The 14,014-nt window shown below is 45.4% G+C and carries 13 protein-coding genes, 1 pseudogene and 1 riboswitch; of the genes and pseudogenes, 9 read left to right on the top strand and 5 right to left on the bottom strand.

Features of this window, described 5'->3' with window-relative positions:
- Window positions 1-61 precede the first annotated feature (61 nt).
- On the bottom strand, window positions 62-1,078 hold the full coding sequence (gene adhP / locus MHH52_RS28310) for an alcohol dehydrogenase AdhP (protein ID WP_340005784.1): 1,017 nt from the start codon (window positions 1,076-1,078) through the stop codon (window positions 62-64).
- A 240-nt stretch (window positions 1,079-1,318) separates the two neighbouring features.
- Window positions 1,319-1,399: riboswitch (glycine riboswitch) on the top strand.
- A 134-nt stretch (window positions 1,400-1,533) separates the two neighbouring features.
- Between adhP and MHH52_RS28305 the strand changes: the two genes are divergently transcribed.
- Window positions 1,534-2,892: an amino acid permease gene (locus tag MHH52_RS28305; RefSeq protein WP_340005783.1), complete on the top strand. Its 1,359-nt coding sequence runs from the start codon at window positions 1,534-1,536 to the stop codon at window positions 2,890-2,892.
- The gene (locus MHH52_RS28300) at window positions 2,889-3,173 is read left to right on the top strand and encodes a WYL domain-containing protein (RefSeq protein WP_340005782.1); all 285 of its coding nucleotides are present in this window, start codon (window positions 2,889-2,891) and stop codon (window positions 3,171-3,173) included. The genes MHH52_RS28305 and MHH52_RS28300 overlap by 4 nt, the downstream gene beginning before the upstream one ends.
- A 98-nt stretch (window positions 3,174-3,271) precedes the next feature.
- On the opposite strand, the gene MHH52_RS28295 is transcribed toward MHH52_RS28300, so the two are convergent.
- Window positions 3,272-3,502 carry a hypothetical protein gene (locus MHH52_RS28295; protein WP_340005780.1) on the bottom strand — a complete coding sequence of 77 codons (231 nt, stop codon included), beginning with the start codon at window positions 3,500-3,502 and terminating at the stop codon, window positions 3,272-3,274.
- Window positions 3,503-3,694: 192 nt separating this feature from the next.
- Between MHH52_RS28295 and MHH52_RS28290 the strand changes: the two genes are divergently transcribed.
- From MHH52_RS28290 to MHH52_RS28265, 6 genes are all read left to right on the top strand, one after another.
- Complete coding sequence (locus MHH52_RS28290) at window positions 3,695-4,768, top strand: alcohol dehydrogenase catalytic domain-containing protein (RefSeq protein WP_340005777.1); 1,074 nt, start codon at window positions 3,695-3,697, stop codon at window positions 4,766-4,768.
- Between the two features lie 27 nt (window positions 4,769-4,795).
- A complete protein-coding gene (locus MHH52_RS28285; RefSeq protein WP_340005776.1) occupies window positions 4,796-6,736 on the top strand; it encodes an alpha-amylase in 1,941 nt (646 codons plus the stop codon).
- Between the two features lie 16 nt (window positions 6,737-6,752).
- Window positions 6,753-7,889: an extracellular solute-binding protein gene (locus MHH52_RS28280; RefSeq protein ID WP_340005774.1), complete on the top strand. Its 1,137-nt coding sequence runs from the start codon at window positions 6,753-6,755 to the stop codon at window positions 7,887-7,889.
- A 21-nt stretch (window positions 7,890-7,910) separates the two neighbouring features.
- On the top strand, window positions 7,911-8,570 hold the full coding sequence (locus MHH52_RS28275; protein WP_313637883.1) for a dihydrofolate reductase family protein: 660 nt from the start codon (window positions 7,911-7,913) through the stop codon (window positions 8,568-8,570).
- A gap of 74 nt (window positions 8,571-8,644) precedes the next feature.
- Window positions 8,645-10,009 (top strand): MATE family efflux transporter, encoded by a 1,365-nt coding sequence (locus MHH52_RS28270; RefSeq protein ID WP_340005772.1) that lies wholly within the window; start codon window positions 8,645-8,647, stop codon window positions 10,007-10,009.
- Window positions 10,010-10,179: 170 nt separating this feature from the next.
- Complete coding sequence (locus tag MHH52_RS28265; protein WP_340005770.1) at window positions 10,180-10,764, top strand: hypothetical protein; 585 nt, start codon at window positions 10,180-10,182, stop codon at window positions 10,762-10,764.
- Between the two features lie 12 nt (window positions 10,765-10,776).
- On the opposite strand, the gene MHH52_RS28260 is transcribed toward MHH52_RS28265, so the two are convergent.
- Window positions 10,777-12,201 carry a HAMP domain-containing sensor histidine kinase gene (locus tag MHH52_RS28260; protein ID WP_340005768.1) on the bottom strand — a complete coding sequence of 475 codons (1,425 nt, stop codon included), beginning with the start codon at window positions 12,199-12,201 and terminating at the stop codon, window positions 10,777-10,779.
- Window positions 12,198-12,794: a response regulator transcription factor gene (locus MHH52_RS28255; RefSeq protein WP_340005767.1), complete on the bottom strand. Its 597-nt coding sequence runs from the start codon at window positions 12,792-12,794 to the stop codon at window positions 12,198-12,200. Before MHH52_RS28255 ends, MHH52_RS28260 begins: the two co-directional genes overlap by 4 nt.
- Between MHH52_RS28255 and MHH52_RS28250 the strand changes: the two are divergent.
- A pseudogene (locus tag MHH52_RS28250) lies at window positions 12,784-13,111 on the top strand (nucleotide disphospho-sugar-binding domain-containing protein); the annotation flags it as partial. The gene MHH52_RS28255 and the pseudogene MHH52_RS28250 overlap by 11 nt on opposite strands.
- A gap of 58 nt (window positions 13,112-13,169) precedes the next feature.
- On the opposite strand, the gene MHH52_RS28245 reads toward MHH52_RS28250, so the two are convergent.
- The gene (locus MHH52_RS28245) at window positions 13,170-13,928 is read right to left on the bottom strand and encodes an SDR family NAD(P)-dependent oxidoreductase (RefSeq protein WP_340005765.1); all 759 of its coding nucleotides are present in this window, start codon (window positions 13,926-13,928) and stop codon (window positions 13,170-13,172) included.
- Between the last annotated feature and the right edge of the window lie 86 nt (window positions 13,929-14,014).

The following is a 14,014-nucleotide window of genomic DNA, read 5'->3' as shown; positions in this document are numbered from 1 at the left end:
CATACTTTTTATTGTTAATCGATTGCAGTGTTTAGACAAAATCAAGCGGTAAAATACTTGATCAATTCGTCATGTCAAGGACGATTCGACCATTGATTTTTCCTTCTAACATAAGATCGTAAATCTCATTAATATCTTCTAATTTACGTGTCTCAATAATGGTTTTTATTTTTCCTTCCGCAGCGAATTGTAATGTTTCTTGCAAATCTTTGCGAGTGCCGACAATTGAACCGACTACCTTTGTACCGTTTAATACCGTATCAAAGATCGGGACATCCATGGATTCAGGAGGCAGCCCAACCATGACGCAGGTACCACCGCGACGAATGGCTCGATAGGCTTGGTCGAATGCTTTTTTTGCAACCGCTGTACAAACGACACCATGCACTCCGCCGATTTCTTTTTGAATCCAGTCTGCTGCATCTTCTTTTAATGCGTTTACGGTTTTGTCTGCACCAAGTTGTTTCGCAAGCTCCATCTTTTCGTCCGACGTGTCGATGGCCACTACGTTCATTCCCATTACTTTTGCATATTGTACGCCAAGATGACCCAATCCTCCGATGCCGAAAATGGCTACCCACTCACCTGGCTTTACACCCGATACTTTCAAAGCTTTATAGGTCGTAACGCCAGCGCAAAATAAAGGTGCCGCTTCGATGAAGGTTAGATTATCAGGAACTTTCACTACATAATCGGCAGCCGCCACACAATATTCTGCATATCCGCCATCTACGGAATATCCGGAATTTTGCTGATCCAGACAAAGAGTCTCTCTTCCTGTAAGACAATACTCACAATGACCGCAGGCTGAATACAGCCACGGAACTCCTACTCGGTCTCCTACCTTTAAGTGTGTAACTCCTTCACCTATTTCTTCAATAATCCCGACGCCTTCATGTCCGGGAATAAGAGGGAGTTTCGGTTTGACAGGCCAATCGCCATGAGCAGCATGCAAATCAGTATGACACACTCCGCACGCCTGAATGTGGACAAGGATTTCTTTGTGTCCGGGTTTTGGTTTAGGTACGTCTTGTAGCTCTAACTTTTCTTTAAATTTCTTTACTACAGCGGCTTTCATCAGCATACTCCTTTAGTTTTTTGCTTTTCAGAAAGTAGTATGTTCATGAAGCTTACTTTAAATTCTTGTGGAGGAAGAAGGTGTGAGAAGCCCGTCCCATAAAATACAAAGAGACTTTTATCACTGATTAACACTCACATCGCAAGTAATATGTTAGAATATCAGAACAGTTTTACTGCGTTACCGCTTTATCAACTTCATAATTCACGAGCTATGATAGCTAAGGATTACACTTTAGCAGGAGCAGCTTCTGGAGAGACTGCGGAAATTCCGCGGCGCCGAAGGGTTCACAATCTCAGGCAAAAGGACAGAAGAGTACTGAATATGTATTTGTCATGCTGATCGCCATCAGCAGGGCAAATATTATTTGATATTCTTACGATCTGGGAGATTGGATGACATCCAATCTCTCTTTTTTTATTCCAATATATTGTACTCACAAGGGGGAACTAGGTATGGCACAACCAGAATTAAAGAGAGAGCTGGCCAATCGGCATGTTCAACTTATCGCCATTGGCGGCACCATTGGTACAGGATTATTCTTGGGATCAGGCAAGGCGATAGAGAAGGCAGGCCCATCCATCATGATCACGTATTTAATCGTGGGTATTGCTGTGTTTTTTGTGATGAGAGCACTGGGAGAACTCCTATTATCTAAAGCGGGATATCAATCGTTTACGGATATTGCTGAAGACTACCTTGGATCACGGATCGCATTCATCACCGGTTGGACCTATTGGTTTTGCTGGATCATGACGGCTATGGCTGATGTCATTGCTGTTGGCGTATATGTACAGTATTGGTTTGATATCCCACAATGGGTTCCAGCCATCGCCTGTCTAGTCGTGTTATTAGGACTTAATCTATTAACTGTAAAGAGCTTTGGAGAACTCGAATTTTGGTTTGCTTTAATTAAAGTAATCACGATTCTCGCCTTAATTGGCCTTGGGGTCATTTTACTGATCATAGGGTTTAAGACGGATGCAGGATCGGTGACGATACGCAACCTCTGGGAGCATGGGGGATTTTTTCCGAACGGCATATCAGGATTCTTATTTTCTTTTCAAATGGTTGTATTTGCTTATGTCGGTGTGGAATTGGTGGGTGTGTCGGCAGCGGAAACAGCGGATCCGGAGAAAAATATCCCTTCAGCGATTAATAAAATTCCTTTAAGGATTCTATTTTTCTATGTCGGTGCGCTTTTCGTCCTGCTATGCATTAACCCTTGGACGGAGCTCAGTCCGGCAGAGAGTCCTTTTGTAAAAACCTTTAGTTTAGTAGGGATTCCAATTGCCGCAGGGATTATTAATTTTGTTGTACTAACCTCAGCTGCTTCCGCTTGTAATAGTGGGATGTTCTCGACAAGCCGAATTCTCTATAATTTGAGTAGAAACGACCAGGCGTCACCTCATTTGGGCAAACTGAATAAAAACCATGTACCAGGCAACTCGTTATTCATTTCTACAATTGTCATATCTGTAGGGGCTCTTTTGAGTAAACTAATTCCGGAGCAGGCTTTTGGAATCGTGACAACGATAAGCGCTATTTGTTTTATATGGGTGTGGGGCATTGTTCTCATCTGCCATATTAAGTACAAGAAAACCCGGCCAGACTTACAGGCGAAATCAAAATTTAAAGCACCGTTCACGCCGGCTATTAATTATGTTGTCTTAACATTGTTTGCTGGGATCCTGATCATCATGCTGTTCGCTGGAGAGACACGACCGGCTTTATTGTGTACTCCGTTATGGTTTATTTTATTAATCATTCTGTATTCGATTAGAAGCAGAAAGGGGAAAAGTAATCAAGCTTGAGTGAGGCCAAACATCAAGTAGCGGCAATTGTGTTGATGCTATGGATTGAAGAAGGGGATCTAGATCATTCCATCCTCGACAGGATGTTGGATTATTGCGGAGAAGAGAACATAACTCCCCTTGGCAATGGCGAATTCTATGCCTATCTTGATTTTATTGAAGATGATTATGGTTACGGAATCCTAATGAGCTTCGGGGATAAATGCCAATGCATTGAACCTGAGCATGTGCGCAATGAAATGAAGAGACGGCTTAAGGATTCAATAAGAGCATATTTGTGAAGTACATAGCAATGGAACTATAAAAAAGCGGCAGTCTAGGACGTTACTACTCGTCCAAAGGCTGTCCGCTTTTTTAAAATCAGTCTAAAAATTCATGTTTATTTAAAATCAACTTTGATCAACGCTATCTCACTATTCGTACCAATTCGTAATGGCGGCCCCCAAGTACCTACACCTGATGTAACGATGACGTGAGGACTGTCTAAATTCTTCTGATAGTGTCCATAATCTACTGTAAACATAGCGTTGGTGATTAGATTTGCAGGGAATACTTGTCCTTGATGCGTATGTCCGCTAAGTATTAGATCGTACCCTATCTTTAAAATCATTTTCAAACAAGAGCCTGCAAAACAGGCCTAGTAAGGGTACACCTTCCCTGATTCGCGGGGGAGGTGTTTATACTATCTACTTTTTAAAGCGCTTACTTATGTGAAAGTTATATATAAAAATGTAATCAATAACATTTTACGACAATATTAACCTTACTTTTACATGGAAGGTATGATATATTCTGGTCGAATATGGATAATACAAAGGCGAAAGGAAGAATGCGTATGGAAGCGCTGGTGTGGACATCTAATCATAAGCTGGAGCTCTGCGAATGGGAAGAGCCGCAGATTGTAGCCCCAGATGAAGTTAAGATCCAGATTGAGATGACAGGCATTTGTGGAACAGATCTAGCGGTTATAACCGGTAAAGAGGAAGGCGTCCCAGAGGTCATTCGTGGTCATGAGGCTGTGGGGACTGTAATCGAAATTGGCAGTAACGTTGACCGTGTTAAGGTGGGGGACCGCGTAGTTATCGATCCGAATCAAAGCTGCAATGAATGCTATTTTTGTTTAAAAGAACAGCCACATCTATGTATGGGTCCCGATGGAAATGGGATGCCTATTGCTGGTTTGAATCGGAATGGGACATTCACTTTTTTTTACTCTACTGCACAAACGTTTGCACACCTTCTGCCTGATCATATGAGCTGGGAGACAGGGGTATTAATCGAGCCGCTTGCCTGTGTGCTGCACAACTTTAAAGAGGCTAATGTCACAGCAGACGATAAGGTGCTCATTCTTGGATCGGGTCCAATGGGACTGCTAAGTCAAATGGTGAGTAAATCAAAATCTGCGCTCACGGTAGCGACTGAAATTAATCCCTATCGGTTGGCTTTTGCCAGAGAAATCTCAGATTTTGCTCTAACACCTTCCCAATTAAATCAAGCTACCGTAGACGAAATCTGCGCGGGACATAAGTTTGATGTGATTATCGATACGGTGGGCACTCAGCTCGAAGTGGCGGAGGAATGGATTGAGCGTGGAGGGCGCATCGTTCCTTTTGGTATTAATGCGAAGTATCGGTACACCTTTTCCCCTACCAAATTCGTACAGCATGCAATCAAAATTATCGCAGCAGGTGAATACCGCTACATGTTCGAGGAGGCTTTGCGGTTTGCCGCTGAAACACCTGAACTGGAGAAACTGGTGACCAGAAAAGTTAAGCTCAATCAATATGAAGTAGCGATAAACGAGTTGATCGGCTATGAATTGAACTCTTTGAAGGTGGTTGAGAGTGAAACCGTAAAGACGGTTTTTGTTCCGTAAACGTAGAACGAGAGGTGGCGCCTGTTAATGAGCAAAGACAGCAAATTTAGACTTGTTCAGGATTACTTGTCTACACACAAAGATAAAGACGTAGAGCCAATTTGGATACCTGCTGTGTGGAACGAGTGCCAATATGAGCATGTTCTCTTCGAAAAAGACAGTGAAATATGTGTACATCCGTATGATTTTTTAACGGAGCATTTGAAGTATGTGGACAGGCTTTCGTGGAGGTATTTGCTCAAGGAACGTACGAATCTCGACGACAGCGCGATCTATTCTTCGCTTATTCGCTATTCGACGGCTTGGGATTACAACCATGACGGAAAAATTGAATCCGGTACTTTTTTAAGATTCTTTATTCTTTTGCCGCTGCTAAAAAAAATGGGCATCAATATTCTCTACATGCTTCCAGTTAACCAGTACAGCAAGTTAAACCTGAAGGGCGATATCGGATCACCTTACGCGGTGCAATCGTTATTCCACTTGGATCAGAACCTACACGATAGCCTGTTGGACGGCATGGAGGAGTTCTCGATCCACGATGAGCTCAGCGCTTTGGTAGAAGCTTGTCATCTGCTTGATATTAAGACTGTTGTTGATTTCATTCCCCGCGTAACGGCGAAAAACAGTGCGTTCATTACTGAACACCCTGATTGGGTGTATTGGATCAAGATTGAGGAACTGGAAGGCTTTGCGCCGCCCTCGATTCCCGAGCTTGGATTTTTTGAGGAGTGTACGCCTGACAAATTGGAGACGGTCTACCACAGCCAGGAGACCACATCGTTTCTACGGAAGTTCTCACCGCCGCCCAATGAACTTCATCCGATCCTTTGGCAGCACTTGAAGGAGAAGGCTGCTAAAACTGGGGAAGAACTATTAACTTTGGTGGAGCAAGAGATGGGGATAACGACTGCTCCAGCGCATTCAGATTGGATTAATGACGTGCAGCCGATTTGGACAGACATTACGTTCTTACGCCTCTACAAGGATTTCTCTCCGCAAGTGAGACATCTTTTAAGTCCGGATCAGGCGCCATATGTCCTTTTTGATACGATTAAATGCAATGACTACCCGGGAGAGGAGCCGAATCTGGAGCTGTGGGACGTTCTGGAGCAGGCAGTACGGTTCAATCTCGAAAGGTACGGGATTGACGGCTTCCGCATCGACATCGGACATGTGCTTCCTATTCCGTTGTTGACTCGTATTTTTGACACGATTAAAGAGATCAATCCGAATGCGATCTTGATCAGCGAAGACTTGTTCAACCGCAACCACAAGAAGGCAGCGAGCACCGGCTATAACATTATGCTTGGCAGCGGATGGAACGTCATGACGCAAATTACCAAGGAGAATCTCGTTTCATTCCTAGAGGAGCTGCCTGAGTTGAATATTCATGTGTTTGCCTGTGCAGAAACGGCAGATACTCCCCGGATCACGAGCCGTGGCGGTGTCGAGGTGGCCCGTATGATCGCGGTATTTAATCAATTTCTTCCGAACGCAATTCCATACGTAACGACGGGCTATGAAATGAATGAGGAGCAGCCCCTCAACTGCGGTCTTGGAGACAACACGAACGGAGAGGAGATTTCCCGCGCTTTTTTTAACGTCATGCAAATTAATTGGACCAATCCTGCACCGATGCTACCGCTGCTGGCGGAGCTAAGTGATTTCAAGAAAGATTGGCGCCATCTAGTGAAGCCGGAAAACTTTTTCGTGGCTCAATCCCCGGAAGGTACTGTGCTATATGGATATATGCATGGGGATCAGACGCTGCTGTGCTGCTTTAACTTGAGTGCTGACGCTTCCTGCCAAGTCGATTTGAAGGCTGCGATACCTGGTCGATGCCCAATGACCGTGACACTAGATAGTTCCTTAACTGGCAGCAGCGTAGGTCAGACGTTCGACAGCTTGCTACTTGCGCCAAATCAGGCTCTAGTGCTCGTAAACAATCATAGAAAAGTTAGTTAAGGGAGAGAGGCTAGCGATGGAAAAGAACAATAAAGAAATCGTGTTATGGCATGAGTTTGATGGTCCGGGAGATACCTCGATTGAAGTGCTGGAGGGAATTTGCAGGCTGTATACAGAGCGCTTCGGCGTGCAAATTACGCCACAAGTGATGAACATTACGGAGCTGACTGCGCGCCTGAACCGAATTAAGGACACCCATCAAGGTCCGCATCTGGCGATGGTTCCTGCCGATATGTCCTCCTATGTTGAGAACGGCCTTTACTCTGAAGTACCGGGCTGGCTGTTTGACGATGCACTGACTGAAGGGGACCTTTCAACGATGCAAATGGATGGTGTTCAGTATGGTATCCCGGTATTGCGGGGCAATCATCTGGTTGTGTATTACAATCCAGAGATTTACGCTAGTGCGCCGACGACATGGGACGTGTTCGAAGAGGCGGTAGAGAGGCTGTCCGCTCAAGGCATCGTACCGATTGGAGCAGATTTGCAGCAGGGCTATTGGTTTATTCCGTTCCTTACAGCTTTCGGTGGTTGGCCTGTACAGCATGGAAAGCCGAATATCGTCACCCCTGAAATGAAGCAAGCGCTTGAGTTCATCCGTGATAAAATGGATCAAGGCGTGCTCGTCAGTCTCGACGGCTCCACAGGACTGCTAGAGCAGTTCATCGACGGTAAGATTGGCGCTATTATTTGTGGAGAGTGGATTTATAACCATCTGGATAAGCAGATGAACAACAGGCTTGCGGTCTGCCAGCTTCCGGTCATAGAAGGCCAGCAATCGCTATCTATGTCTTCTTCTATCGGCCTGATCTACCCGAATCATTCGTTAACATCGGAGGAGCGGGAAGATATCTTGTCATTCACGCATTTTATGCTGAGTGATGAATGCCAAACCATGTGGACGCTGGGTGTGCAACGGATTCCGGCTCAGGAAGAGGTGCTGAACCGTCTAGCTGCCTCTGCTACGCCTAACAAAAAGATGATATTGTCGCTGTTGGATCACGCACGGCCGATGCCGACTTACCCCTTCATGATCCATGTATGGGAGGCACTAAATGCGGGTCTGACCGAGCTGTCCTTGAGCAGTCCTGAACAAGCATTGAAAAAAATAGAACAGACCATCCAAGCATCCTGGGGCGCATATAAAAGTTAAAGAGAGAAGGGGAGAAGACAAATGAAAACAACGATATTCAGCCAAATTTCGATTGACGGTAAGCTCACTATGGGAGCTGGTAATTCGAGTAAGGAGCTTTTTTCTTTGTTTTCCAGTGAGGATATGGAATTCATCCATCTATTCCGGGGGAATGTGCAGGGCATTATGGTTGGCAAAAATACAATCCTGACGGACAATCCCTTTCTTACTAATCGGTACGAGGAGAATAAAAATCCAATCCGTATCATTCCGACGACCACCTTGGATATTCCGCTGGATAGCAATGTGCTCTCGGATGAGGGGAAGACGATTATTGTCACCACCGAGAAAGGACGGGATGAAAATAAAATCAGGCAGATCCGGGAAAGAGGGAAGGAGTGCCTCATTTGCGGTGAGGATAAAGTCGATTTCGTGGAGCTTGAACGTCAGTTGGAGGACAACTTCGGGATTACCAGCTTGATGGTCGAGGGCGGCGGATTTTTGAACTGGCATATCTTCGATCAGGACATCGTCGATGAAATAATTCTGATGCAACTCCCAATCATCATAGGCGGTTCCACGAACATTACTTTAGTGGATGGAGACGGGTATCAGCAATTGTGCTTTACGAAAAAGTTCAAGGTTGTAGAAATTCAGCCAAAAGATAATTATACGCTCATGCGCTACAAAAAAGTGATATAACCTCACACTAAGTCATAGACTGCGAATGGCTATGGACGCTGTGAAATCGAGAATATGGGGGTTGTGAACGATCCATGTCAGAGAAAGAGAACTTCTACAAAAGTGTGTATAAAATCGCTGTGCCCGTTACGCTTCAAAGCTTACTAATGGCATTGCTCAATTTGACGGATCAATTGATGGTCGGGCAACTTGGAGATGTGGCGATTGCCTCGGTGGGAATGTCCACCAAAATATACGGGATCATCGCGGTTGTCTTGGCCGGTTTATCGACGGGTGTATCCATTTATGCAGCCCAGTTTTGGGGGAATAAAGATTCCAAAAGCGTCTCTCAGGTGCTGGGTCTCGGACTGATCGTTGGCTTCGCGATCTCGTTCGTGTTCTCTGCGGCTGTTTTTATCGATTCGCCGCTTTTTCTGAGAATGTTCACGACAGATGCGAATGTAATAAATGATGGGTACATTTTCCTGCAGATCATGTCGATCGGCTTTGTACCTGTCATGCTCACGATGATGTATTCCGCGATTTTACGCAGTACTGGACATGCTAAATGGCCGATGTATGTAAGCTTAATTGCAGTTGGTTTGAATATTATACTGAATTATGTGCTTATTTACGGTCATTTCGGCGCTCCTGAGCTTGGTCTGAAGGGCGCGGCCATTGCTACCCTTATTTCCAGGGTTTTAGAATGTTTGTTGATCATTGGTGCCGTATATCGGTATCGTTTGCCGGGAGCTGTTGGGTTAAAGAACTTGTTCATCATTCCTAAACCGCTCATCCGCAAGTTTTTTGGAACGACGTATCCGCTGCTGCTGACTGAATTGATCTGGGTACTGGGCGAAACAGCATATGCGATCATCTATAGCCGCATGGGAACGATGGAGATGACAGCGATGACCATTACCTTCCCATTGCAAGGGCTTTGCATCGGCTTATTGTCCGGTCTGGCTAGTGCAGCCGGAGTATTGGTTGGCAACCGTTTGGGCGCGAACGAAACGGACATCGCACTCGATCATGCGAAAAAGTTCATTCGCCTTGGCATCATTATCTCTCTGATTGTCGGGGTTATCATTGCGGCAGGCTCGAGGCTGTATGTCTCCGCGTTCAATATCTCCGAGGATGCTAAACAGATGAGTATATATATCGTTATCGTGTTCGCTGGATTTCTATGGGTCAAAGTTTCCAATATGATTATAGCAGGCGGCATTCTAAACAGTGGGGGAGACAGCAAGTTCGTGTTCAGCATGGAATCGACCGCGACGTGGCTGATAGGTGTCCCATCCGGGCTGTTGCTGTCATACGTCTGGAAGCAGCCTGTCTACCTTGTATATCTCGTCATATCGCTTGAGGAGGTTGTCCGCTTTGGCTTCGGTTACGCCCGGATTTACTCCCGGAAGTGGATGAGAAATTTAGTTAACGATTTGGCTGAAAAAGCGATGTAGAAATCAAAGTTAGTCACATTCGACTTGATTGGATCGCCCAAGGCTCCCGTGTATTCCCGCCTATGGGGATATTACGGGAGTCTTTTTGTAACTAATGATATGATTGTCGTATGGGGTGACTTTGAACTGGTGATAATTAATTAAACGAGTCTAGTCAGAAAGGAACTGCTATGCAAGAGACTTCTAGAAACCATAGGTTCAATTATTTTTTTGAATTGATTCTCTACATCATATGCGGAGTATCGATTATTTATTTTGGCATGACTGGGAATTATGGCAAGACATTTCAAGCGGGTCTTATCATTTTCGTCCTGTTACTCTTTAGGGGCTTAATCACATGGACCAAAAGCGAGCTGCCTCCCGCACTGCGATTCTCGGTGCTGGTCTTTATCACGATTACGATGATGCTCGCCAATTTATTCAGTTTGTATGGTGTCATCCCTTATTTAGACAAGATTGAACATCTGCTGTCTGGCGTTATTTTATTCTTCGTAGGACAATTCATCTTGATCAAGATGGCGAAGCGTAAAAGACTGGGAGGTCTGCCTTCCAACATCATCGTCTGGTTCGCTTTCTTTTTTGCTGTTGCAATGGCTGGAATGTGGGAGATTTATGAGTTTACGGTGGATCATCTATTCGGGCTTAATTCGCAAAATGGTAGTTTGACCGACACGATGATTGATATGATCTGCGGAACATTGAGCGCTCTCGTCGCGTCCTTCTATTTATTCGTAAAAGCACGCAGAAAAACGTAGATTTGATCAACGTTAATTCTCACGGTCACTAGGGGGCTTCTTAGGAATTCTTATCTGAAAAATGGTTTCCGTCACTGCTACATCCAGCAATCGCACGCTGCCATGGTGCAATTCTGCGATTTCCTTGACGATTGAGAGCCCGATGCCGAGCCCTTCGCCCTTTCTACCACCGTCGGCCCGGTAGAATCGCTCGAAGATACGCTCACGATCTTTCAGTGCGATGCCTTTGCCCCGGTTTTTGACCGTGAGAACCACTTCCTCTTGTTCCTCTGTCAATCCAATTCCCAGATAATGTCCCTCTTCACCGTAACGAACGGCATTGTCCAGCAAGTTGCGCAAAGCGCGTTCGATCAGCGGTGCATCAATCATGACCTCGATATCCGTATCTTGGATGTCTGCCTCCAACACGACGTTCTTATCGTCCAGGAATAAGAGGTACTCGGCTGCGATCTTTCGCATTAATTCCGAAAGGTTATGCGGAGCGAGCTGAAGCCGAAGTACATGCTCTTCTTGATGGGTAATGTCGAGTAACTGATCAAGCAGCTTATCCATGTAGCGAGACCGCTGCAGGATGATTTTGGCCCCGGACTGAAGCTCGTTCTCATTCTTGTACGCACCGGTTCGGATCATCTCGGCATAACCCAAAATCATAGTTAACGGTGTTCGCAAATCGTGGGACAGGTCCGATAAGAGCAGTCTTCGACGATTTTCTAACTGTTCAATTTGGGCAGACTGGCTCTGGATACGCTTTGCCATTGAATTGTAGTGATGGGTCAGCTGCGCAATCTCGTCCCTCGACTTATCCTCCAGCACGATGACATCGCTTCGGATTCCGACTTGGTTCAGCGCGGTGTTCAGTTTTGTAATGCGTCGATCGGTGGAGGAGAAAAACCATAAGGAAAGAAGATAAGGCAGTAACAACGCCAGCAATAGAGGCAAGATGAATGTTAGTAGAGCTTTATACGTTCGCAGAAAAAAATATATTTGTCCTGAGGTCATGTCTTCGCTGGATAAACTCAATAGCATGTAATAGGACCGATGGTCATGGGCAACGGAATAAGTGAGTGTGATCGGAGTATTTTCACCCCAAAGATTATTTGGCATATGGTCAACACGGTCGGCTAATTTGCGGAAGTCGTAGGAATTATTCTCGCTGGCGGTATCATAGAGCGTCGACCCGTCTTCAGCCAGCCACTCTAGGCGGATCTTGGAATGCGGGCGTAGCACTTCTTCCAGAATGGGCTGAACTTCTGGCCCCGAGTAGGCGTCGTGCCGTTCTATAGCCGTAAGTGCTTCTTGCGAGATGGCGTTTAACGTCTTCAGATCATATCCCGGGGTCCAAGTCTTCCCGGTCATTAGGGTAATCGTAATAAACAAGACGATGCTTCCTGCGGCACTGGACAGCATCATCAGCCATAGCTTAGTTCGTCTCTTCATCGTCCGTCACCTGAGAGGCGATAGCCGATGCCGCGAATGGTATGAAGATTAGATTGGGATCCGGGTGCGCTTTCAAGTATTTTTCGGATACGGCTGATGAAGACACTGAGGTTGTTGGCGTCATAGTTTTCATGCTGCCAGACTTGTTTGTAGATTTCTCCTTTTGTTAGTACGCGATCAGGATTGAGCATGAACACTTGCAGTAGATGGCATTCGACTGGAGTCAGTCCATGTTGTAGCCCATCATTATGCAGTACGTAATTGTCGATATCCAGAACAAGTTTATTCAATTGAATAACATTGGGCCGGTTGGATGTCTCGGGATGGCGCCTGCGAAGATGGGCCTGTATCCGCGCTAGCAGTTCCATTGGACTGAAAGGCTTGGTCATGTAATCATCGGCTCCCAGTCCGAGCGCGTCGATTCTGTCCTCCACCTCTCTTCTCGCACTAAGCGCAATGACCAGCGTTTCCGGACGATGTCCCCGCAAGTAGCGTAGAACTTCCAAACCGTTACCGTCGTCCATCATGATGTCCAGAACGATCAGTGAGAAAGGCTGCGCTTGCAGTTGTAAGATCGCCTGCCGCAACTTCATCGTTGAAAATTATGTTCCACAGACGGATATATTACAGTACGCATGAAGGTCTCTACTACGGGGTTCCGCTAATTGTAATCCCACAAAGCGCGGATCAGCCGATCATTGCGGAGCAAGTCGTCAATATTGGAGCGGGCATTAAATTACAAATGCAAGGATTAACTGCAACTGGACTTCGTGAAACTGTAGAGCATGTGCTCACCCTTCCGTCATTCCAAAAATCTGTTGCAACGATTAGAGATTCTTTTCGAACATCCGGTGGGTATCATCAAGCTGTTGATGAGATTTTCGAAATGAAGAGTCAATATCTTGGTTAGTGTGCATGGCCATCCGTTGAAGGATGGCCATGTTCATAACTTACCTTACTAGACAAGCCTATCGCGTGCTCACCACATAATTAAAAATAGCATCTCTCAACTCAAACTCGTACGTCAAACCATTCACAATCCCCACCACATGATTACTGTCATACAGATCAAGCATGAAGCCAGCCATTTCCTTCGCGGTATGGAATTTCGGCACAGCACCGTGATATTCGAAATCCGTGATATCAAAAGCACGCTTCGCGAATTCTGTTTCTGTTGCGGCAGGTGCCAACACTTTAGCTTGCATAAGTGCACCTTGACTCTTTAACTCATGAGATAGACCTTCAGTAAATGCACTCACATAAAACTTGGTCGCGCAGTACGTTATGGCATTGCCCACAATCGTATAGCCGCCACCAGATGAAACGTTAATTAATTGTGTTCCTTCAACATTGGAGTAGTCACGAACGAAAAGAGAGGAGAGTATGGTTAATGCTTCTATGTTTAGGTGTAGCATTGTAGTTATTTTATTTAGATCTTGCTCGGCCACTGAATCAAAGTTCCCAAATCCAGCATTGTTGATCCAGGATTCGATGGGGTACCCTTGCAGGCTTTCGTAAAGCGAATAAGCATTCTCGATAACGGATAAGTCAGCCGTTTGAATGACAACCTCTACATCAGGTTGAATACGAGCGATTTCAGACTGTAATTCCTCCAGCTGTTCCTTTCTACGTGCAATCAGAATTAAGTTTTTTCCACGAGCGGCAAAAGCTAGAGCAGTTTCATAACCTATCCCTGAACTAGCGCCGGTAATTACAGTGTATTTCATGTCATTTCCTCCTATTTTTTCTACGAGAATGTAATTCGATCCTACAGCGATTTGATTATATAGGTTAGAGTTTACTCTAAGGCAAA

It is taken from the genome of Paenibacillus sp. FSL K6-0276 (genome assembly GCF_037977235.1).
Classification (GTDB): Bacteria; Bacillota; Bacilli; order Paenibacillales; family Paenibacillaceae; genus Paenibacillus_AQ.
Note: the sequence above shows the minus strand (reverse complement) of the source record. Positions and strands in the feature narration are given on the sequence as shown.

Bases quoted from the DNA above. Each gene is read 5' to 3' on its own strand.
- adhP (WP_340005784.1), bottom strand. From the start codon at position 1,078: ATGAAAGCCGCTGTAGTAAAGAAATTTAAAGAAAAGTTAGAGCTACAA.
- MHH52_RS28305 (WP_340005783.1), top strand. From the start codon at position 1,534: ATGGCACAACCAGAATTAAAGAGAGAGCTGGCCAATCGGCATGTTCAA.
- MHH52_RS28295 (WP_340005780.1), bottom strand. From the start codon at position 3,502: ATGATTTTAAAGATAGGGTACGATCTAATACTTAGCGGACATACGCAT.
- MHH52_RS28290 (WP_340005777.1), top strand. From the start codon at position 3,695: ATGGATAATACAAAGGCGAAAGGAAGAATGCGTATGGAAGCGCTGGTG.
- MHH52_RS28285 (WP_340005776.1), top strand. From the start codon at position 4,796: ATGAGCAAAGACAGCAAATTTAGACTTGTTCAGGATTACTTGTCTACA.
- MHH52_RS28280 (WP_340005774.1), top strand. From the start codon at position 6,753: ATGGAAAAGAACAATAAAGAAATCGTGTTATGGCATGAGTTTGATGGT.
- MHH52_RS28275 (WP_313637883.1), top strand. From the start codon at position 7,911: ATGAAAACAACGATATTCAGCCAAATTTCGATTGACGGTAAGCTCACT.
- MHH52_RS28270 (WP_340005772.1), top strand. From the start codon at position 8,645: ATGTCAGAGAAAGAGAACTTCTACAAAAGTGTGTATAAAATCGCTGTG.
- MHH52_RS28265 (WP_340005770.1), top strand. From the start codon at position 10,180: ATGCAAGAGACTTCTAGAAACCATAGGTTCAATTATTTTTTTGAATTG.
- MHH52_RS28260 (WP_340005768.1), bottom strand. From the start codon at position 12,201: ATGAAGAGACGAACTAAGCTATGGCTGATGATGCTGTCCAGTGCCGCA.
- MHH52_RS28255 (WP_340005767.1), bottom strand. From the start codon at position 12,794: ATGAAGTTGCGGCAGGCGATCTTACAACTGCAAGCGCAGCCTTTCTCA.
- MHH52_RS28245 (WP_340005765.1), bottom strand. From the start codon at position 13,928: ATGAAATACACTGTAATTACCGGCGCTAGTTCAGGGATAGGTTATGAA.